This window comes from Citrobacter sp. GW821-FHT07H02 (assembly GCF_059418505.1).
The window spans coordinates 1-21,078 of record NZ_JBWKPZ010000015.1 but is presented as its reverse complement, the minus strand read 5'-3'; the positions used below and the strand labels follow the sequence as shown (position 1 = coordinate 21,078).

General features: G+C 52.2%; 20 protein-coding genes. 12 read left to right on the top strand and 8 right to left on the bottom strand.

Annotated features, from left to right (window positions below):
* Positions 1-293 precede the first annotated feature (293 nt).
* Positions 294-1,532 (top strand): alanine transaminase, encoded by a 1,239-nt coding sequence (gene alaC / locus AC07NP_RS15085; RefSeq protein WP_494660950.1) that lies wholly within the window; start codon positions 294-296, stop codon positions 1,530-1,532.
* Between the two features lie 52 nt (positions 1,533-1,584).
* Here alaC and ypdK read toward each other — a convergent pair whose 3' ends face one another.
* Together ypdK and lpxP are read right to left on the bottom strand one after the other, a co-directional pair.
* Complete coding sequence (gene ypdK, locus AC07NP_RS15080) at positions 1,585-1,656, bottom strand: membrane protein YpdK (RefSeq protein ID WP_010723117.1); 72 nt, start codon at positions 1,654-1,656, stop codon at positions 1,585-1,587.
* 434 nt (positions 1,657-2,090) lie between these two features.
* The gene (gene lpxP / locus AC07NP_RS15075) at positions 2,091-3,011 is read right to left on the bottom strand and encodes a kdo(2)-lipid IV(A) palmitoleoyltransferase (protein ID WP_494660949.1); all 921 of its coding nucleotides are present in this window, start codon (positions 3,009-3,011) and stop codon (positions 2,091-2,093) included.
* A gap of 421 nt (positions 3,012-3,432) precedes the next feature.
* On the opposite strand from lpxP, the gene AC07NP_RS15070 reads away from it, so the two are divergent.
* Entirely contained in the window at positions 3,433-3,675 is a 243-nt protein-coding gene (locus AC07NP_RS15070; protein WP_192612958.1) for a DUF2545 family protein, read from the top strand.
* Between the two features lie 219 nt (positions 3,676-3,894).
* Here the strand turns inward: AC07NP_RS15070 and AC07NP_RS15065 are convergent, their stop codons facing one another.
* Genes AC07NP_RS15065 through AC07NP_RS15050 form a run of 4 tightly spaced genes read right to left on the bottom strand, consistent with a single transcriptional unit; the run spans position 3,895 to position 6,615 of the window.
* Positions 3,895-4,566: a hypothetical protein gene (locus AC07NP_RS15065; protein WP_494660948.1), complete on the bottom strand. Its 672-nt coding sequence runs from the start codon at positions 4,564-4,566 to the stop codon at positions 3,895-3,897.
* On the bottom strand, positions 4,551-5,075 hold the full coding sequence (locus tag AC07NP_RS15060) for an RNA polymerase sigma factor (protein WP_301697915.1): 525 nt from the start codon (positions 5,073-5,075) through the stop codon (positions 4,551-4,553). The genes AC07NP_RS15065 and AC07NP_RS15060 overlap by 16 nt, the downstream gene beginning before the upstream one ends.
* 8 nt (positions 5,076-5,083) lie before the next feature.
* Positions 5,084-5,776, bottom strand: a complete 693-nt coding sequence (locus AC07NP_RS15055) for a hypothetical protein (RefSeq protein WP_494660947.1) — start codon at positions 5,774-5,776, stop codon at positions 5,084-5,086.
* Between the two features lie 44 nt (positions 5,777-5,820).
* The gene (locus tag AC07NP_RS15050; RefSeq protein WP_494660946.1) at positions 5,821-6,615 is read right to left on the bottom strand and encodes a substrate-binding domain-containing protein; all 795 of its coding nucleotides are present in this window, start codon (positions 6,613-6,615) and stop codon (positions 5,821-5,823) included.
* Between the two features lie 532 nt (positions 6,616-7,147).
* Between AC07NP_RS15050 and AC07NP_RS15045 the strand changes: the two genes are divergently transcribed.
* Positions 7,148-7,375: a hypothetical protein gene (locus AC07NP_RS15045; RefSeq protein ID WP_203360526.1), complete on the top strand. Its 228-nt coding sequence runs from the start codon at positions 7,148-7,150 to the stop codon at positions 7,373-7,375.
* A gap of 66 nt (positions 7,376-7,441) precedes the next feature.
* Positions 7,442-8,989 carry a sensor domain-containing diguanylate cyclase gene (locus AC07NP_RS15040; protein WP_494660945.1) on the top strand — a complete coding sequence of 516 codons (1,548 nt, stop codon included), beginning with the start codon at positions 7,442-7,444 and terminating at the stop codon, positions 8,987-8,989.
* Between the two features lie 120 nt (positions 8,990-9,109).
* On the opposite strand, the gene AC07NP_RS15035 is transcribed toward AC07NP_RS15040, so the two are convergent.
* The gene (locus AC07NP_RS15035) at positions 9,110-10,168 is read right to left on the bottom strand and encodes an AraC family transcriptional regulator (protein WP_494660944.1); all 1,059 of its coding nucleotides are present in this window, start codon (positions 10,166-10,168) and stop codon (positions 9,110-9,112) included.
* Positions 10,169-10,455: 287 nt separating this feature from the next.
* Between AC07NP_RS15035 and AC07NP_RS15030 the strand changes: the two genes are divergently transcribed.
* The 8 genes from AC07NP_RS15030 (at position 10,456) to AC07NP_RS14995 (ending at position 19,204) form a co-directional block, all read left to right on the top strand.
* The gene (locus AC07NP_RS15030; RefSeq protein ID WP_494660943.1) at positions 10,456-11,022 is read left to right on the top strand and encodes an RBBP9/YdeN family alpha/beta hydrolase; all 567 of its coding nucleotides are present in this window, start codon (positions 10,456-10,458) and stop codon (positions 11,020-11,022) included.
* Positions 11,023-11,162: 140 nt separating this feature from the next.
* Positions 11,163-12,824 (top strand): fatty acid--CoA ligase, encoded by a 1,662-nt coding sequence (locus AC07NP_RS15025; protein WP_494660942.1) that lies wholly within the window; start codon positions 11,163-11,165, stop codon positions 12,822-12,824.
* A 422-nt stretch (positions 12,825-13,246) separates the two neighbouring features.
* Positions 13,247-14,236 carry a quinone oxidoreductase family protein gene (locus AC07NP_RS15020; protein ID WP_494660941.1) on the top strand — a complete coding sequence of 330 codons (990 nt, stop codon included), beginning with the start codon at positions 13,247-13,249 and terminating at the stop codon, positions 14,234-14,236.
* A 1-nt stretch (position 14,237) separates the two neighbouring features.
* Positions 14,238-15,086: a TauD/TfdA dioxygenase family protein gene (locus tag AC07NP_RS15015; protein ID WP_494660940.1), complete on the top strand. Its 849-nt coding sequence runs from the start codon at positions 14,238-14,240 to the stop codon at positions 15,084-15,086.
* A gap of 77 nt (positions 15,087-15,163) precedes the next feature.
* Positions 15,164-16,216, top strand: a complete 1,053-nt coding sequence (locus tag AC07NP_RS15010; RefSeq protein WP_494660939.1) for a beta-keto acid cleavage family enzyme — start codon at positions 15,164-15,166, stop codon at positions 16,214-16,216.
* Between the two features lie 110 nt (positions 16,217-16,326).
* Positions 16,327-17,664 (top strand): MFS transporter, encoded by a 1,338-nt coding sequence (locus tag AC07NP_RS15005; RefSeq protein WP_494660938.1) that lies wholly within the window; start codon positions 16,327-16,329, stop codon positions 17,662-17,664.
* 28 nt (positions 17,665-17,692) lie between these two features.
* Positions 17,693-18,010 (top strand): Rieske (2Fe-2S) protein, encoded by a 318-nt coding sequence (locus tag AC07NP_RS15000; RefSeq protein ID WP_494660937.1) that lies wholly within the window; start codon positions 17,693-17,695, stop codon positions 18,008-18,010.
* Between the two features lie 186 nt (positions 18,011-18,196).
* Positions 18,197-19,204, top strand: coding sequence for a hypothetical protein (locus AC07NP_RS14995; protein ID WP_494660936.1), 1,008 nt, complete (start codon positions 18,197-18,199; stop codon positions 19,202-19,204).
* A gap of 468 nt (positions 19,205-19,672) precedes the next feature.
* Here AC07NP_RS14995 and AC07NP_RS14990 read toward each other — a convergent pair whose 3' ends face one another.
* A complete protein-coding gene (locus AC07NP_RS14990; RefSeq protein ID WP_494660935.1) occupies positions 19,673-20,377 on the bottom strand; it encodes a hypothetical protein in 705 nt (234 codons plus the stop codon).
* Positions 20,378-21,078: the final 701 nt, after the last annotated feature.

Below are 21,078 nucleotides of genomic sequence, written 5' to 3'. Positions count from 1 at the left end.
ATATTAAAAGGGGATTGATGTTCACCCAGTTAATTGACAGTAGATCACCCGGTAGTGAGAAATTTCGGTGTAATTATATTGATGTCAATATGTTAATTAAATGATGGTGATTTGCCGTTAAAGGTGTTTTTGATATTCAGGTTTTGTTGTTCATTGTTCCTCTTTTTAATGGCCAACATTATTTTCGTTTTTCCCTCGACAGACGGTTTTTTTTCAGGCTATTTTCTAAGCGTGCCACCTTTGTGGCAGCGTCGCTCGGACGGTCCGGGCGCTCACGTTAATCTGAGGATATTATGGCTGACTCTCGTCCTGAACGTCGCTTCACGCGTATTGATCGTCTCCCTCCCTATGTTTTCAACATTACTGCTGAGCTGAAAATGGCTGCGCGTCGGCGCGGCGAAGATATTATCGACTTCAGCATGGGGAACCCGGATGGCGCCACGCCTCCTCATATTGTCGAAAAACTGTGCACCGTGGCCCAGCGCCCGGATACGCATGGTTATTCGACCTCTCGAGGCATCCCGCGTTTACGTCGGGCGATTTCCCGCTGGTATCAGGAACGCTACGATGTGGAGATTGATCCGGAAACGGAAGCCATTGTGACCATTGGTTCGAAAGAGGGGTTGGCGCACCTGATGCTGGCGACGCTCGATCATGGCGACACGGTACTGGTACCGAATCCAAGCTATCCCATTCATATTTATGGCGCTGTCATTGCCGGAGCACAGGTACGTTCTGTACCGTTGGTAGAAGGTATTGATTTCTTTACTGAGCTGGAGCGTGCTATTCGTGAAAGCTACCCGAAACCGAAAATGATGATCCTCGGATTCCCCTCTAACCCAACCGCACAGTGCGTTGAACTCACATTTTTCGAGAAAGTGGTCGCGCTGGCAAAACGCTATGATGTGCTGGTGGTCCACGACCTGGCCTATGCCGATATTGTTTATGACGGCTGGAAAGCGCCGTCGATCATGCAGGTGCCAGGGGCGCGTGATGTGGCCGTTGAATTTTTTACCCTCTCGAAAAGCTACAATATGGCAGGCTGGCGCATTGGCTTTATGGTCGGAAACGCTACGCTGGTCAGCGCGCTGGCGCGCATTAAGAGCTATCACGACTACGGGACGTTTACGCCGTTACAGGTCGCTGCGATTGCGGCGCTGGAGGGAGACCAGCAGTGCGTGCGCGATATTGCTGAGCAGTATAAGCGTCGCCGCGATGTATTGGTGAAAGGGTTACATGAAGCGGGGTGGATGGTTGAGATGCCGAAAGCATCCATGTACGTGTGGGCAAAAATTCCCGAGCAGTATGCCGCAATGGGCTCGCTGGAATTTGCCAGAAAGTTGCTGAAGGACGCCAAAGTCTGTGTTTCGCCGGGAATTGGTTTTGGTGATTACGGGGATACTCATGTGCGTTTTGCGCTGATTGAAAACCGCGATCGTATTCGTCAGGCAGTCAGAGGCATCAAAGCCATGTTCCGTGCTGATGGCGTATTGCCAGGCGGTGCGAAATCTACGGCGGAAAGCGAAGAGTAGAAAAGCAAAACAGGAGCCTATGGGCTCCAGTTTATTCGCTGCATTTTTGTTTTTAGATCATCAGGGCAAAAGTACCGGCCCAAACGATGACCATAAATGAAATGCCCATAAAGAAATATTTCACGTTTCATCTCTCCGCGTACCTTCATGTACGCCTAAATGAACTTAAACTCACCTGATTATAGAGAGCTGGTGCCAGACCGAATGAAACTGAGAATGTTCCCCGTTTCGTCTGCGGCATCACCTCAGAATTCTGTGCTTCATTGCTCCAGACGGCGCTAATGTACGCCTAAAAATGAGGCGAGACAAGAGGCATTTTTTTATTTACTTTTAGTAACTTACAAGTGTCGGGATTCGGCGACAGTTTAATTTCTGGCGGTAATAAATGGTCAATCAGCGACGTGAGTTTTGATCGGATAATGCCTGCTTTACCTTGCTGTAATTATGGTTATTTTTACGCAAAACCCACACTTAATGGCGTGATGTCAGTGTAGTTTGAATGGCGGGAACGGAGCATGGACAAGGCAGAAAAAAAGAAAGGCCATACGGCCTTTCTTTCTAAATATAGAGGGAAGATTCACCCTGCGGGCGGGTTTTAAACCGACGGTGGATCCAGAGATATTGTTCAGGTGCGCGCATGATCTCTCTTTCGATGATCTTGTTCATGTAGGCGGCAGCCTGGTGCTCTTCGGTTGGGTAACCTTCCATTTCAGGTGAGATAAACAGACGGTATCCTGAGTTATCGGTTTTTCTCACCATGGTGACGGTCAGCATGGCGGCACCTGACAGACGGGAAAGCACATACGTCCCGTTAGTGGTGGCAACATTTTTGACTGCAAAGAAGGGAGCAAATGAGCTGCCTTTACGTCCATAATCCTGGTCGGGCGCAAACCATACGGCTTCGCCTTTTTTCAGCGCACTGACGATGCCACGCAGATTGTTTCTGCCGATCATCGCTTTATTAGAGCGCATACGTCCGCGCGTCTGAATCCATTCCATTAACAGGTTATTATGCGGACGGTAGGTTGCCATCATCGGCTGGCAAAGTCCCATGACGCGACCGCCCAGCTCCAGAGACATAAAGTGAACGCCGACTACCATGACACCCTTGTTTTGCGCCTGAGCGCGCAGCAGGTTATCCATGCCTTCGACATCAAACCATTTGCGCACGCGTTTGTCAGGCCAGAACCAGGCCATGCCCGTTTCGAGCAGCGCCATGCCGAGAGAGTGAAAGTTCTCTGCAATCATGGTTTCTCTCTCTTCCGGCGATAATTTTGGGAAGCAGAGTTCAAGATTTTTACGGGCGATAGATTCGCGACGTTTTAAAAATGGGCGCGCCAGTTTGCCGGTTCGGGTCCCCAAAAAGCATAAAACGGGATAAGGCAATTGCACCAACAACCAGAGCACACCGACACCAAACCAGGTGAGCCAGTAGCGTGGATGCAGGAATGCGCGTGAAAATTTGCTTGTTGGGAACATAAGCACCTTCAATAGATACGGGAGGTTGTATCGCAGAAGATTTCTGGTCTGCAGCGGTACACTTTTACTTAGGCCATCATGTACGACAATGGTTCCTGTAAAGAGTGTAAAGCTGAGTCAGGACAAAACCACGAGGGGCATGAATGCTTGCCCATATAATATACCATTTTAGGATTGGAACCTGCTATAAAATCTTACACAAGAAACGTAAAGTTTTTTCGGGTTGTGAGAGGGGAAAGTGTTTAATTTTAATTCTATGTTTTAAATGCTTTTTGATACCGAAAAGCACGATGAGAGCAGGGGGCCAAATTGTGAGGCGAATGTTATACACGCGGTTCTTTTATAAGGTATAACTTAAAGTATAAACGGTAAGGAATGTAAAGCTATACGGGAAGCAGCACCGCCCACAGGAGGTAACGCTATGATCTATTTATTGATGTTTCTTGCGATAAGTATTGTAGCCGTAAGCGGTTATATTGGTCAGGTTTTAGGGACCGTTTCAGCCATTTCTTCTTTTATCGGAATGATTACGCTTGCAATCTTAATATACTACTTCACCTGGTGGTTGACCGGGGGAGCAGAAATGGTGACCGGCTTTTTTCTTTTTCTCTCTCCGGCCTGTGGGTTGATGATCCAATTAATGGTCGGTTACGACAGGCGATAAAAGCAGACGACCTCCTCCAGGTAAATAAAATTGAATAATAACCTAAGCTTATTCTAAACATTTTACTTATTTTCATGTGTTAAGTGCCAGCCTGGTCTGGCACTTAATTTGGATAAACCAGATGTAAAATAGCGTATTGTTCAGTTTTGCCGATTATTCCTCATTTTCCTAACGTCCCCCTGACCGACGGAAACGTTGGGTTTTCCGAAAGTTGCCGGGTTAAAGTGTGAGACATTTGCCGGAAAACAACGTGCCTTCGTTATCTTTGACGATCAGTTGATCACTGTTTTTCAACTGCTTCCATTCACCGGGCGTCAGATAGTGCAAATCCTGCAACTGCGTCATCGGGGCAAGGTACACCAACTGGCCGCTGGTTTTGTCGCGCATCCACAACGTTGCCTGCTTAAACGCTGACGGATCACTGTGCGCGCTGTATTGCACACGAATGCTGGACTGTCCGGGTTTACTTCCCTGGAATGCCAGCAGGACAAAACAATCCCGACACTCCGGGGACGACATCATCGCCAGATAACTTACGGGCTTTATTTGCTGCGTTACCGGCGTCAGCGTCATAAACATCAGTAGCGCCCCTGCAGCCAGCCACCCTGCATTACGCAGCCAGTGTTTTAACCCGCGCGACGATGCTCCTCTGTCCATTGACGCCTGTATATTGCGCCAGACGCGTGCCGGGGGATGTGCGACAGGGGGACTGCGAGCATCCAGGTGCTGCTGCCATTGTTCCACCGCCTCCCATAAAGAAGGATCCTGCTCCAGAAGGCTTTCAAATCGCCGTCTGGCAAGTGGAGACAGGACACCCAGCAGATATTGACTGGCGAGATGCTCGCGGATCTGCGGATGACGATAGCGGGAAGGGGTTATTGGCTGAGGCATTGTTTTAACTCGCTGAGACCCCGGCGGATCCAGGATTTGATCGTGCCCTGCGGCGCACTGAGATGGCTGGCAATTTCGGGGTGTGAAAAACCGTGATACCAGGCGAGGACGATGGCGCTGCGTTTCTCTGCTTCCAGTCGGGAAAGGCAGTCGGTGAGTCGACGCTCTTTCTCCTGTTGCGGCGGTGGCGCAATGAGGTCGTCTTCCTGACCCAACAGCGCTGTTTCACCGCGTCTACCGTGCTGTCGGATGTGGTCGATAGCCTGGTTTCGCATGACCTGGCACAGCCATGCCCAGGGGGCGTCAATCGGTGAACGGAGTTTACCGTGCCAGATTTTTATATAGCCCTCCTGGAGCAAATCAGCAGCTATCGCCCTGTCTCTCACGATAAGTAAAATGCGGGTATATAAATACCCGCTGGTGCGTTGATAAAGGGTGGTAAAGGCTTCTCTGTCCTGCAGCATGATCCGCGAAAAAAGTGTGCGGATCTCTTCCTTATCAATGTCCACGCAATGCCTTATTGAGTAATGGAGATGATATGCCACACGTTTTTGACGTTATCTCCGGTGGTGTCGCCTGGGGCGCGATCCTGTTTCCAGAGATAGAGTGGCATGTTGTTATAACGCAACTGCCGCTGACCGTCCCGGCGAGCGGTGGAACTGAATGGCGGCGTTAATTTTGCACTTGCCCCGACAATCACTGGCGGCCACTTTTCCGCGCAATCGTCATAGCAGGCCGGGATGCCATTCTGATCTTTATCAAAGGTGTAAAGCGTCATGTTTTCGGCGTTCACCAGAACTCGGCCTGTTTTTGTCGAATATACCCGGACAGGCGTTTCGTCGGCGCGCGCTACCTGCCAGACATTTTTGACCCCTGCGCCAGTGGTATCGCCGGATTTCATATCTTTTGCCCAGCGATAGAGCGGTTTGCCGTTGAGTGCCCATTGTTGGGTGCCATCCGCTCGCTTGATGGCTTCAAGCCCATCGATCGCGGGTGACATTTTTTCTGTGACCCGCAGCGGCGGCCAGTTTTTGCTGCACTCCGCGTCGCAAACGGACATGCCGTTAGCGTCTTTATCAAAGGTATAGAGCGTCATGCTCTCTTTGTCGGTATACACCTTTCCAAGTGACGTATCATGTACGGCGATATCTGCGGCCTGCACGGCACAGGTGGTTCCTGCTAGCATCACACTCCAGATGAATTTGTTCATAGCTGTTTCCTGTTGATTGATTGTAGACGGAATTTTCTAACGGGTTATTGCATCCAGCCTTCATGAGCAAAAATTTTGCTCGCCTCCGGGGAGCTCAGGTAACGGACGAAATCCTGGGTCTGCGGATCGGCATTTTTCGCGACAGCGATATTCATATCCCGATAGATCCGCCGCTCGGGTTCTATCTCGACCAGCGTGGCCTGATCGGGGTGGGCGAGAGGCCAGTCGCTCCAGGTTATCCAGGCATCGGCCTGGGGTTGCTGAAATGCCTTAAATGCCGCACCGCTGCCTTTCTCAAACGCAACAATTTTGCTGCGGATGTTTTTGATATCAGCAAGCTGGCCGGTACGCCCGGCAATATCCTCCCAGACCCCGGTTCCGGAGGTGTTGTAGACACCTGCACCTTCGGTGACCACGATGCCAACGTCTTTGTTCAGCAGATCGTTAATTCCCTTGATGCCTTTAGGATTTCCCGGTTTCACCGCGATCACTGAGCGCTGTAAATAGAGTGGCTGTACATCCTTACTTTGAATAAAGGCATACGTTTCCAGAAAAGCGGTCATCGACTGCTGGGAAGAGCCGAAAATGAGATCGGCATCGTGCTGCGCCTCTTTGCTCCATTTGTTTTCCGGCCCATAGATGACAGCAACGTTAACGCCTGATTGTTTCGACCAGGCGCTGGCGGCTTTTTGCAGCGCAGAGTGCGGACCGCCCGGTCCATAGACCTTTATGACGCCATCCTGAGGCTGGTGCTGAATGGAAGGATCGGTAAGCGGTGAGGCAGAAAAAGCCGTAAAACCGGGTAACAGCATTGAAAGGATCAGGTACTTATATTTCATGAGGACTCCAGTCGCGGTGTGGGTTTACTGGAGAGACGATGCAAAAGCCAAAATGGATGCACCCGGATCAGATTTTTTTGTCGGGTGTTTTCCCGCTTCCATATGAGATGGGCAAAAGACCCGTCAGGAGGCTCCCCGTTTATCTGACATGCGCAGTGTGGGTGTGTTTTGCATACCCCGAACCTTTACAAAGCCGCAGGCCTGGGGCATGTCTCGCCACAATGCGCAGCCGTAATTAAATAGTTGAATAAAATCATGCGGTAAAAATAGGCATTAAAAATGACGGGAGAGAATAATTGTGACTAATGAAAAATGCTAAATCATTAAACGATAGGCAATGATTGACGTAAAAAACTGTGTTTACTCTCGGTACTAATGCTTTCATCTTCACTATCAGGTTTCTGTTTTTAGATTGATGATGTTTTTTATCATGGTTCAGCGTTTAACTCTGCTTTTGTGTGTGTTGAGTATTTTGAGTGTAATGGTAATAATTTGAAACATTATGTGAATCTTTCATTAGGAAACCATCTGTATGGCCAGTATATCGCCTTCAAAATTTGACAGTGCCTTTACTTTCACAGGGTTAGATTTTATTGCCAGAAGTATGGTGATGATGGAAACCAACGGCACCTATATTTCACTTGCTGCTGTGACCGGTAATATGACCCATGAACAAAAAGAAATCTTAACGGCGCGTTGGGAATATCATCAGAACAGACGAAATATATCCGGTAATGAGAAGCAAATATCAGCTGAATAAATAGTTTCAGTGAATGTATTACAGACCAATTGTCTCTACAATTAGCCCTATTGATCAGGAAAGCGCGTGCCGTACGGAAAAATTGCCTCATACTGTGGCCATCTTAGCCTGGCCGCAAAGCGGGGTTTACTTCTGCTGTTTATTTTTGTGCAAACGGCAATTCTTGCCGGGCATCTTTATTATCAATATACATATATTATGGGTGAGGCTGCCCGTATTCTGCGGAATACTATTTTATTGGAAGCCGAGCGTTTCGAAACCAGTCTGGATGCGATGGGGTATCAGGTACGTCTTATCGGCAATGCTTTGTTGCTGAATCACACCGTTACGTCTGAAAATACCAATCGGTTTCTTGATGAAGAGCTGAAACAAGACTGGCTCGATGGTGTGATCGTGTTTGATGAGAAGGGCGACTTTGTTGCTCAGCGTGCGCTTTTCCCGCTGGAAAACGCACTTAGCGCATCGACTATCGCGCAGGCCAGCTTTCGCGATAGCCCTCTGTTTAAGCAACTGCGCTACAGTAAAGAGAATGACAGCCTGTTTTACTGGCAGAGTGATGGAGCGGATCCCAATCTCCACGGGTTTGTGATGTACCATGCTATCCGTGACATCAAAGGAAACTTCCTTGGGGGTGTTGTTGGATATTTCGATGCCCATTCAATGGTAGAGATATTCCGAAAACTCAACGATAAAGGTTTTTATCTCGGCTCCGGTGGGGCAATGGTTGTACTGGATCGTGATAATTATATTCAGCTCACCCGCGTGGGAGCCGGTATTACAGAAGGCCCGCTTCATTTCTACCCTTACCTCAAGGAGGTCATGAAATATTCCTCCGATTCGGCTCAGACCAATCAATATATATCGCCTGTTGACGGCACCTCACGCATGGGGGTATTCCTCAATTTGAGTCATCATAAATGGGTGATGGCTGCGGGACTTGCGGAACATGAGATCCTTCATGGCTGGTATTTGCAGGTCTTTTGTTCGGTCATGGCGCTTATTGCCATCATCATAACGCAGTGGTCATTATTGAATTATATGCATGCGAATTCCCTGCAACGGGCGCAACTTGTCAAAGACGCTCTGCGTGATCCTCTGACCGGTTTGGCGAACCGCCGCTATTTTGATGAACAAGTCCGGAATATCTGTCGTGTGGTGAGTCGTCAGCGACAATCGTTGTGTGTGCTGAACATCGATTTGGACTATTTCAAAAGGATCAATGACAACTTCGGTCACTGTGGGGGAGATGAGGTACTCCGGTGTGTAGGGCAAATATTACCGGGATTAGTCAGGGGGAATGATATTGTCGCCCGACTTGGCGGTGAAGAGTTTGTCGTGGTGATGCCATTTACAGAACCTGAATACGCCGAAGAGGTGGCCGAACGCATCCGTATCAATTTCGCGCGTCAGGAGGTGAATTTCCATGGCCGTAAGATTCAATTCACGGCAAGTTTTGGTCTTGCACAGATGACGCCTGATGAACTGAACGCCAGTGAGGGTTTCCAGGCGACGCTTGACAGAGCCGCTCAGGCGCTTTACCGCGCGAAACGGGAAGGGCGTAACCGGGTCTGCGTGGCGAGCAAAAATCAGCAACTCATTCTGTATCCAGCGTAGACGAGAGAATCCACTCTCAGCAATAAACCCTAACCCCAATCCAGACCGACATGCCGTATCCGCTTCTTGCGGAGGTTTACGGCTGTGGTCATTTTCGCGTTTCGTCATTACCCGTCGCTGTTATTCAGGTGACGAATATAAACATTCCGTAGCTGTCTGGACGGCCCTGGGGACTTTGCTGTGGCGAGAGCGCCAGGTCGCGGGAGGCATACCGAACTGGGCACTGAACCAGCGCGTGAAGGAACTGGGCATGGAGTAGCCGAGCATGTCGGCGATGTGGCCAAGAGAATAGCCTGGATTTTGCAGGTAACGGATCACCAGGTCGCGCCGCACATCATTGATAAGCTCGCTGAAGGTGGCACCGCTCTCTTCCAGATGGCGTTGCAGGGTACGCACATTCATCCCCAGGGTGCGGGAGATCTGCTCTATGGTGGCGCGCCCCATCGGCAGACGCAGGTAGATCGACTTGCGCACGTCGAACATCAGGGACTGGTGGTTTTCCACCAGCAGGGAGTCGAGGTAGTTGCGCGCGTGGAGAGCCATGGCCTTGTTGGCCAGCGGGTTGGCGATGTCCAGATCGGCAGCCTGACAGACAATGCCATTGAATTCGCTGCCAAACTCCACCTTGCAACCGAATATGCGTTTGTGGACGGAGAGATCCGTCGGCGCAGGGTGAGTGAAGTTGACGCTGATGGGACGCCAGTTTGCGCCAACACCGACCTGAGCGGCGCAGAAACGGTACATAACACCGACCGCCAGCTCGCTGGCATGGCGTGACGCAGTGGGGATGTCGGTGATCACCTCCTCACGAATGATGACCATCTTACCCGCCTCCTCGATGTAGATTGCCAGCGAGTCATTGCACAGCTGGCGATACTGCACTATCCCCTGCAGCGCATCACGCAGGGTGGGCAGGTGGCTGAGCAGCAGACTTATCTCGCCAAAGTCCGACAGATGACGATTTTCCGCCATCCGTAAGCCCAGGGTATCGCATCCGCTGACGAGGGCTGATTGCTCGATCAGCTTGATGGCGGTAGAGACGGGGATGCGTTGATTGGGCATCCCCAGGATGGAAGTACTAAGCCCCACCTGCGCTAATAAGTGCTGGGTATTGAGACCGAGTTGACGGGTGACGTCCAGATAATTGGTGAGGATGGCGGCTCTGGCTAAGACAGTCATAGTGCAGCTTCCTTAAGTTATTAATCTGTGTCGTGAATAATTGGTTAGCATTTACTTAGCAGTCATGTAACAAAATTGAAAGTTTTATGGTTGTATTTTGCAACATAGATGCTTCACTTATTTGGGGAAGTGGGGTAGGCAGGCGCGGGCCGTAGTCTTGTTTGCCAGTGTCGTAAAATGAAAAATCGATGACGTCAAAAGTAAAGCAACGTGAAAGTTGGGGCTTTAGTGTTGCTCCCGAGGCGCTGGCCCTTAGCCGGACCCGTATGGAGAGTAAGGAAAGTCATATGGATAAATTACATACCAGGGCGACAGTGCTGATCGTCCCCGGATTGCGCGAGCATGTGGCGGAACATTGGCAGACGCATCTGGCGGCCAGTCTGGCCAGGGTGCGTTCAGTGTCTCCTCTGACCGAGGATAAGCTCAATTGCCGGGCTCGTGTCGAGGCCATTGCACAGGAACTGGCGCAGATCGACGGCCCGGTGATCCTGGTGGCGCACAGTGCCGGTGTACTGATGACGGTGCACTGGGCGCAGCAGCATCAGCACCAAATCAAAGGCGCCCTGCTGGTCACTCCCCCTGATCTTGACGCCAACTGGTCGGCCCAATACCCGAGCAAGGAGACCTTGCAGGCCGGTGGCTGGTCTCCGTTGCCGCGCACGCGGTTGCCGTTTCCCAGTCTGGTGGCCCTCAGCAACAACGATCCCCTGGCCAGCGCCGACGCGGTGCGTGCCATGGCGACCGACTGGGGCAGCGAGGTTGTCGAGCTGGGATCCGTGGGCCACCTCAATCCGGCGAGCGGCTTCGGTCCCTGGCCACAGGGGCTGGATCTGGTGCGTCGCCTAGACACCTGAGGCTCATGTTCAGCGACTATTGATATTCAGGGAAGCGGGTTGGGCAGTGAGCCGCCAGCTTCCTGTCCAGAGGGCAGAGGTTAACCTTCCTCTGCCATTGCAATCTTACCGAGCAGATAATGCGCCAGGGAGTCACCTGCATGGTGAAGACAAGAATCATACCGTCAGCGCAGGGAGCCCATGCTTATCCGTTGCTGATCAAGAGCCTGCTGCTGTCGGGCGGGCGTTATCACCCCGAGCGAGAAATCGTCTACGCCGATAAGCTGCGTTACGACTATCGCACCCTCAGACAACGTATCCACCGTCTGGCAAACATGCTGACCGCGGCCGGTGTTAAGCCCGGTGACACCGTCGCTCTGCTGGACTGGGACAGCCATCGCGCCCTTGAGTGCTTCTTCGCCGTGCCCATGATGGGTGCCGTGCTGCACACGGTCAACGTCCGCTTCTCGGCGGATCAACTTGCCTACACCATGAATCATGCCGAGGATCACCTGGTGCTGGTGCACGACGACTTCTTGCCGCTTCTCGAGTCGCTGGAAGATTCGCTGACCACGGTTCGGGGCTACATCCAGCTCAGTGACGACGGAGGGAAGGAGACCGGTCTGCCGGTGCTGGGGGAATATGAGACCCTGCTGGCTGCGGCAGGGGATCACTTCGACTTCCCCGACTTCGATGAAAACTCAATGGCCACCCTGTTCTACACCACGGGCACCACGGGCGACCCCAAGGGCGTCTACTTCAGCCATCGCCAACTGGTGCTGCACACTCTCAACGAACTGGGTACTCTGGCGGCTAACGAAGGGCAGTCGCTGCTGCGTTCGAACGATGTCTACATGCCGATCACCCCCATGTTCCACGTGCACGCCTGGGGCGCCCCCTATGTGGCGACGATGCTGGGGGTAAAACAGGTCTACCCCGGTCGTTACGAACCCAACAAGCTGGTACGTCTCTATCGCGACGAGGGGGTGACCTTCTCGCACTGTGTGCCGACCATCTTGCAGATGATCCTCGAGTGCGGCGAAAGCGCGCAGACCGACCTGTCGGGATGGAAGATGCTGCTGGGCGGCAGTGCGCTGTCTCTCGGGCTGGCGACGCAGGCACACCGCAAGGGCATACGCATCCACGCAGGCTATGGCATGTCGGAGACCTGCCCACTCCTCTGTCTGACCCACCTGAGCGATGCAGAGCTGATCCTGCCCATGGAGGAGCAACTGCCCCTGCGGATCCGCACAGGTCTGCCCGTCCCGCTGGTGGATCTGCGCATCGTCGATGGCGAAGGTCGGGAGGTGGTGCAGGATGGCGAGGCGCTGGGCGAGATAGTGGTACGAGCACCCTGGTTGACTCAGGGGTATCTGAAGGAACCCGAAAAAGGGGCTGAGCTATGGAGCGGCGGTTGGCTACATACCGGCGATATGGCCTCGATCGATCCCCATGGGATAGTGGAGATCAAGGATCGCATCAAGGATGTGATCAAGACGGGCGGGGAGTGGATAAGCTCGCTGACGCTGGAGAGTCTCATCAGCTCCCACGCGGCGGTCAGATCGGTGGCCGTTGTCGGGATCCCGGATGAGCAGTGGGGAGAACGCCCCCTGGCGCTGGTGGTTTGCAAGGAAGGGGAGTTCCTGGAGCCGCAGGCCATAGCGGCGCATCTGCAAGGGTTCGTCGACAGCGGACGCATCAATAAATGGGCTATCCCCCGGCAGATCCGGATAGTCGCGGATATTCCCAAAACCAGTGTTGGTAAGATCAACAAGCGACTGATCCGGGAAATCGAAATCAGCGACGGGAAGGAAAGCATTTGAGTGTTCAGCCGGGGACTCACCCTCCCCGCGCGGATGCTGATATTGCCCCTACGCAAACTATGTATCCATTCAATGCCGCCCTCGGCGAAGATCCCGTCGGCGGTGCACTCCAGTGACCAGTCAATACCGTTCACCGCCAACGAACTTATGGCCCGCCTTGTCTTTTTTTATCAAATTCAAACGATTGCCTTTTAAAAAAAACCATTTTGACGGTTGTCCCCGGAGCCGTGAAACCTGTCGCAAGGCGGTAAGACGAGGTCAATTTTGGTGGTTTCCCTCCCGCTAACACAATGAATTCAGGGCGATAGTCACGAGATGAAAAGCGGCTGTCGCCGGATGAAAAGCGTAGGTTTACGTCATCTCCTAGATTCAATTCAGTTCGGGGCATTTTGCTCACATCAAAGACGAGTTGGAGAACAGAGATGGCCAAAGCCGTACGCTTTTATGAGACTGGGGGACCGCAGGTTCTGCGCTACGAAGACGTCACGGTCGGAGAGCCTGGCCCGGGCGAGGTGCGTCTGCGCCAGGTCGCCGTCGGTCTGAACTATGCCGACACCTATTTCCGCAATGGTACCTATCCGATCCCGATGCCGAGTGGTATGGGCGTCGAGGCGGCCGGGGTGGTGGAGGCCCTCGGCGCCGGGGTGACTAACGTGGCGGTGGGCGATCGTGTCACCTACACCGGTTTCCTCAATACCCTCGGCGCCTATGCGACTGAGCGACTGATCCCAGCCGCCCCGCTCATCAAGTTGCCCGATCACATCACCTTCGAGACGGCCGCCGCGATGACCATGCGCGGGCTGACCTCGGCCTATCTGATGCGCCGTATCTATGACTTCAAGCCCGGCGACACCATCTTGCTGCACGCTGCCGCAGGTGGCGTCGGCCTCATCGTCGCCCAGTGGGCCAAACTGCTCGGCCTGACCGTGATCGGCACTGTCTCTAGTGAGGCCAAGGCCGAGATCGCCCGTGACCATGGCTGCGATTACACCATCAACTATAGCCATGAAGATGTGGCCCAGCGCGTGCGTACCCTGACCGAGGGCGTCGGCGTCAACGTGGTATTCGACAGCGTTGGCAAGAGTACCTTCATGGGCTCGCTGGACTCGCTCAAGCGTCGCGGTCTTATGGTCTGCGTCGGCACCGCGTCCGGTCCCATCCCGCCGTTCGATCCTGTGTTGCTGGCGATGAAAGGGTCGCTCTGTCTGACCCGCCCGGCGCTGGCCGACTATATTGCCGATCCGGTCGAGAAGGCGGCGCTGGCCGCCGAGCTATTCGACCACGTCGGAAGCGGGCGGATCCGGATTGATATCAATCAAAAATATGCGCTGCAGGATGCGGTGAAGGCCCACAGCGATCTCGAATCGCGCAAGACCACAGGCTCATCGATCTTCGTCATCCAGGGGGCGTGACATGCGTGTAGAACAACTGACCTACCATATCGGTGCTGAGCTGATCGGTGTTCGTCTGGCCGATGCCATTCATGATGCTGGCTTGTTCGCAGAGATCCGCGCGCAACTGCTCAGACATCGAGTCCTGTTCCTGCGCCAACAGGATATCAGCCGTGCCGAGCACGTCGCCTTCGCGCGGATGTTTGGTGAACTGGAGGATCATCCGGTGGCAGGCAGTGACCCGGACCATCCCGGTCTGGTACGTATCTACAAGACGCCAGAAGTGGCGAACGAGCGCTATGAAAATGCCTGGCACACCGATGCGACCTGGCGCGAGAAACCCCCAATGGGGTGTGTATTGCGCTGCGTCGAGAGTCCGCCAGTGGGTGGGGATACGCTCTGGGCCAACATGGTGGTTGCCTGGCAGTACCTGCCGGAAGAGGTGAAACAGAAGATAGCAGACTTGCGTGCCTACCACAGTCTGGAGGCCAGTTTCGGGGCGGCCACCCCCATCGAGAAACGGCTGGCGCTCAAGGCGCAGTTCCCGGACGCGGAGCACCCGGTGGTGCGTACCCATCCGGAAACGGATGAGAAGATCCTGTTCGTCAACGCCTTCACCACGCACTTCAGCAACTACCACACCCCGCAGCATGTTCGCTACGGGCAGGACTACACCATGGGCGGCAGCGATCTGCTGCGCTATCTGATAAGCCAGGCCTACCTTCCTGAATACCAGGTTCGCTGGCGCTGGCAGTCCGGCAGCATCGCCATCTGGGACAACCGCAGCACCCAGCACTACGCCGCCATGGACTACCCGCCCAGCCACCGCAAGATGGAGCGGGCCGGGATCATGGGCGACAAACCTTTCTAGATTGCACCTCCACCCGGGCGACGTCGCCCGGGTGAATCAACGACTCATCAAAACCCTACTATGCCAGGAGAGAATAGATGCAATTTTTTGACGATTCCCTGCACCCGGAAAATATGGAAAAGGTCGTGATCACCGTGGCCCCTTACGGCCCTGAGTGGGCGCCGCAAGACTTCCCGGAAGACATCCCGGTCACTATGGGGGAGCAGATCCAAAAGGCGGTGGATTGCTACGAAGCCGGTGCGACCGTGCTGCACCTGCATGTGCGTGAATTGGACGGTACAGGCTCCAAGCGTCTGTCCAAGTTCAACGAGCTGATCGCCGGGGTGCGCAAAGCCGTGCCGGACATGATAATTCAGGTCGGCGGCTCTATTTCCTTCGCCCCGGAAAGTGATGGCGAGGCGGCCAAGTGGTTATCAGACGACACCCGCCACATGCTGGCCGAACTGACGCCGAAGCCCGATCAGGTCACGGTCGCCATTAACACCACCCAGATGAACATTATGGAGCTGCTCTATCCGGAATACCTGGAAGGCACTTCCCTGGCCAACCCGGCCTTGCAGGCCGCTTACAGCGAGATGACGGTCCCGGCGGGGCCTGCCTGGGTGGCAGAGCACCTCAGACGCCTACAGGCCCATGGCATCCAGCCGCACTTCCAGTTGACCGGCATGCATGCCTTCGAGACCCTGGAGCGCCTCGTGCGCAAGGGTATCTACATGGGTCCGCTCAATCTGACCTGGATTGGCATCGGTGGCGGTTTCGATGGCCCCAATCCGAACAACTTCATGAACTTCGTCCAGCGCGCGCCTGATGGTTGCACCCTGACCGCTGAATCCCTGCTCAAGAACGTGCTGCCGTTCAACATGATGGCGATGGCCATGGGTCTGCACCCGCGCTGCGGCATTGAGGACACCATCATTGGCCAGCACGGTCAGCGTATGAGTTCGGTCGAGCAGATCCAGCAGTGCGTGCGGGTGGCGCACGAGCTGGGTCGCGAAGTGGCGAACGGCAAGGAAGCTCGCGCCATCTATCGTATCGGCGTCCAGTACGACAGTATCGAACAGACCCTGCAGGCCAACGGCATGTCGCCGAATCGCAAGGCGGGACAGAAAGGCGTGCCGCAACGCGGCTAAACGAGATGGGCCGCCCCTCCACCGCGGATGGGGCAGCCTGACAAGTTCGGTTGGCAAAAAGGTTGCTGTCCTGAGCGCTATGCGGTGCGGGCAGATGAATGAGGGACTGTATGGCTACGTATCATATCAACAACGATGACGACGCGAGCAAGGTTACCGTTCCGCGTCGTTATGCCTGGGTCGTCTTTGCGCTGACCTTTGGACTGCTGATCTCCGACTATATGTCGCGTCAGGTGCTCAACGCTGTCTTCCCAATGCTCAAAGGAGAATGGGCACTCACAGATACGCAACTTGGCCTGCTCAGCGGCATCGTGGCGCTGATGGTCGGGTTGCTGACTTTCCCGCTCTCCCTGCTGGCGGATCGCTTCGGCCGGGTGAAGAGCCTGACGCTGATGGCCATGCTGTGGAGCCTGGCGACCCTGGGCTGTGCCGTGGCCCAGAATTATGAAGAGATGTTCATCGCCCGTTTACTGGTCGGCGTGGGGGAGGCCGCCTATGGCAGCGTCGGTATCGCCGTGGTGGTCTCCGTCTTCCCACGTAGTATGCGGGCCACCCTGTCAGCCGCCTTCATCTCCGGAGGCATGTTTGGCTCTGTACTGGGTATGGCCTTCGGGGGCTTTCTGGCCCATCTGATGGGCTGGCGCCCGGCCTTCGCTGGCATGGCGTTGTTTGGCCTGTTGCTGGCGGCGATCTATCCTATCATCGTCAAGGAAACACGCATCTCACCAGCGCGTGGCGTAGCGCGTCCTGCCCCCGAGGTTTACAGCAAGTCGTTGCGAACCCTCTATTCTAGTCGCTCCGTGATTTCGGCCTATGTTGGCAGCGGCTTGCAGCTGTTTGTCGGGGGGACCGTCATCGTATGGATGCCGAGCTATCTCAATCGTTATTACGATATGGGCACGGAAAAGGCGGGAAGCATCGCCGCTATCATCGTGCTGTTCAGCGGTGCTGGCATGATCCTCTGCGGTATTCTGAGCGACAAACTGTGCCGGGATCGGCCGGATCGCAAGATAAGCCTGGCCATCTTCTACAGCCTCAGCAGTTGCGCTCTGCTATCACTGGCATTCGCCCTGCCGATCGGCATCCTCCAACTGGTCTTGATCTGCCTCGGTATGTTCATCGCCACCGGCACCTCAGGCCCGGCGGGCGCCATGGTCGCTAACCTGACCAGCGCCAGCGTGCATGGCACGGCCTTTGCCACCCTGACCCTGGCCAACAACCTGCTCGGGCTGGCCCCTGGCCCCTTCGTCACAGGAAGGGTCTCCGATCTCATCGGTCTGGATAATGCTTTCCGGCTGGTGCCTCTGATCAGTATCGTGGTGGCCGCCGTCTTCTTCTATGCTAAGCGCCACTATCATAAAGACATCGCCAGGCTGGAAAGTGATCCGCTACCGTCTACTGCTTGCGAACCTGCCGTCAGTACCCGTAGCACGGAGGCCCGGACATGAACAGAATCATGAAAGTGGAGACCTGATTATGAAGGAAAAACGCATCACCGTTCCGGTCGGGCGCGTACCAACCCCTGGTCAGCGTGTCTTGATCGAGGCGGAGGGCAAGAGCCTGGCGCTGTTCAACGTTGCCGGGCAGTTCCACGCCATCGACGACGGCTGTCCCCATCAGGGGGCGTCCCTGTGCGGTGGTCGGCTGGAAGGGGAGGTGATCCAGTGCTGTGCTCACGGTCTGCGTTTCAATCTACGCACCGGCTATCTGCTCAACTCGACCCAGCTCAAGGTCAGTTGCTACCCTGTCGAGCAGGTAGACGAACAGCTGTTTATCGTCATCGACGCTTTGTAAGCGTGTACTGACCACCGCTCTGAACCATCACGTAGCCGAGGTGGAACAGGAACAGCGGAATATCAAACGACGATCAAGACACATTTACTCTGCTTTTTTTACCCTTCATGCGACACAATCGTTTATTCTGGTTTCTGTTTACAACCGTTCTCATTCGTCGTGAGATAACGCTTTGCAGGTGGTTTAATGGGGTATATTTCAGAAAAATTTCAACGTGCATATCAACGAGAATACGAAAAAGAGGCTGAAAAAAATGCCTTGATATGGATGACTTCGAAGGACTATTTAACTAAATGCCTGCATATTCATGAGCAGCTCCACAACGATTATTCACTTCAGGAGCAGGTGAGTTCATGGCTTTTTATGCTCAGAATGAAACGTACACCGGATTTACTGGGGTACAAAACAGCGATATTGTCAAACAATATGGCGGTACTCCATTCAGCGTTGCTTCAGTCTGCCATGATTAAGCATGTGACGCTGGGGGTGGATTCAGGATGCGATCACTGCATTAATATATGGATAACCCTGGATATTCTTGCAGCAGGTCTGTTTACCCGTGTTCCACTTCTTTTGCCTGAAAGGCTTGGTATGAGCGACAATGGCCATCCTGTAGCAATAGCGATAACTAATTTAGTCATGGCGTTATGGTACAAACGTACTGACTTTGAGGTTGATGCAAGGAAAAAAGCGGACGCGGTACTTGCGTCTAAGCAGGCTACCATCGATCTCGTGACCATTCGTTATCTTATCGCACTCCTCGATGGCGATGTTGAAGAAGCAGGGAATCAACTCGATTTATATTGCCAAAATGTACCGCGGGTGAAGGAGTACGGGGTCACTAAGCTTAATAAAATGTTTTGGCCATATGCGCATGGGTTATACAACCTTGCTTTTGTTGTTTGGGGCAATGAAAAGGCCAGCGCTATTACAAAACCAGAGTCAGATTGTTTTATTAATGAACTGGCGGAATGGCAAATTCAACATAATTACCGCCATGGGAAATTGTTTTTTGAATACCCAATGCCAATTGATCTCATTAATACCATTATCGCTTGCACTCCACCGGAATGTTCGCTGCATCAACCCTATCTGGATACAGATAAAAAATATAAAGAAAAAAGATATCTGCACGCAGAACATTTTGAACAACAGATGACGAAGATGGCTTTGGAGGCTCTTTTACAAAGGTAGCCGTGACTTTTACCCAAAATCAGTGCAGCGCTAAATCAGATAGGAGATCAAGAAGGTAACAGACGTTGGTGTACGGCGGGATTGTGTCCCCTGCAGGAATGATATTCGCTTTTAATTATTTGTTTTTATTTCATATTTTATGATTTTTTCTTTTAGAGGGATACATTGAGGGAAGTGAAATTTGTTAGGTTTAGTGGCCATATCTTCCTGCAGCCAACCCTAATACTGCATGTGAAGGCTATGCTGAGTGGATGCCACTCAGCCAGCTCCAGTATCTTCATACTAATTAATACTATGACAGCTTGCCTTAGAGTCGTTTTGCACGCTAAGGTTGTTCAATATCTCATTACCAGAGATAAAAGCAGCGTACAGATGCTGCTAGAATTTGTTGAAACTTACGATCTTAGCCAAAAAACGTCGTTCTATAACGCATACTCCTGATGCCATGCGATAAATGAATTCTCAAATTTAGCCTTTTTTAGCGACAATGCCATCCTGCTCCTGCTCCTGCTCCTGCTCCTGCTCCTGCTCCTGCTCCTGCTCCTGCTCCTGCTCCTGTCTCTCTGGCATAGTATTAAGAGGACTGAGCATGGCTGAGGTTAAATCAGCTAAATTTCGCTGTGAATTCATGTTATTAAACGCTCTCATGTCCCAATAAAATAAATGATCAAATACGCCATTTTTTATATTTTGTTTAGCAGCAGGAATTTTGGATTTAGATATATTCACATCCTCAACGAAATCAACTGTATTATAAAAAACTTGTATTATTTCAAATTGATTCCAATCTATGTTTGCAGCATTTTTTAATACGTGACTTAGTTTTGTTTCACCTGCCTGGGTAGCCAGTGCATCTAATAATCGCAATGCAATATTTCTGGCATAAATTATTTTTGGAGGTGCGTTGTAAAAATTTGATTCAATTTCTTTAAAAAACAGATCATCACATAAACCTTGTTCTACAAAATACTTCATTTGCTTAATATTTTCTTTGTCTATTTTTAATGAATCAAATCTAATGTTTTCAATATCGAAAGAGTCATTTATAACATCTATTTGTACTGGCACGCCTAGCTTTTTAAGTGCAATGATGACCGCTTTTTTTTCAATTATTGAACGGCTATTGAACTCCTGTTCGGCAGCGTTATATGTTTTGTATTTTTTGCCAAACATATCAAGTAGTTCAAGTGTGATTTTTTTTTGGGAGTCTAAATTTTGATTCTTGACGTTTAATAATTACAAAGGCACCCGCCCAAGTGCCAATGAACGCAGCTAAGGCGCTAAAAAAAATGGTTTCTGCCGGACCCATAAATACTCCTGATTAGTAACGTTCTACAAGGTTTATTCCAACGGTTAATTTTATCAATGCTCTTTTTTGTATATCTCTGTCATGAGGTTCGTGTCGATTTTAGAGTTCCATAATTTTACTTACTTGCGAGTAAAGGCGCGCTTGCTTATAAAAATACCATTTTTTACAAATCATAAACCAGATTAAGATGTTTTGTCGATAAGTCTAGGTTGTTCTGTCCAAACATGAGAGCAACATAGACTTTTTATGATTATTTTTTGCATAAATTAAACCTCCAACAAGAGAACTGATAAAGCAATCCACTTGATCATCCAAACCCCACCAGAGAGATTGTTGTGCAAGGCATGACTGAGGTGGGTAAATGTTGAGCTGCTCTAGTGGGCTGGCATCGTTAGGGATTTGGCTGTTGGGGTATACATCGGCGTATTCGATAGGGTCGATGTGCCGCCAGAGTTCCTCGTGTGTCACGCCTGAGTCAGAATAGGCAAATGATCCTACCCACGTAATGTGGACACGGCCCTAAGCGAGGTTCTGGTTTTCAAACTGTTCCGGGCTGAGTCCGCCA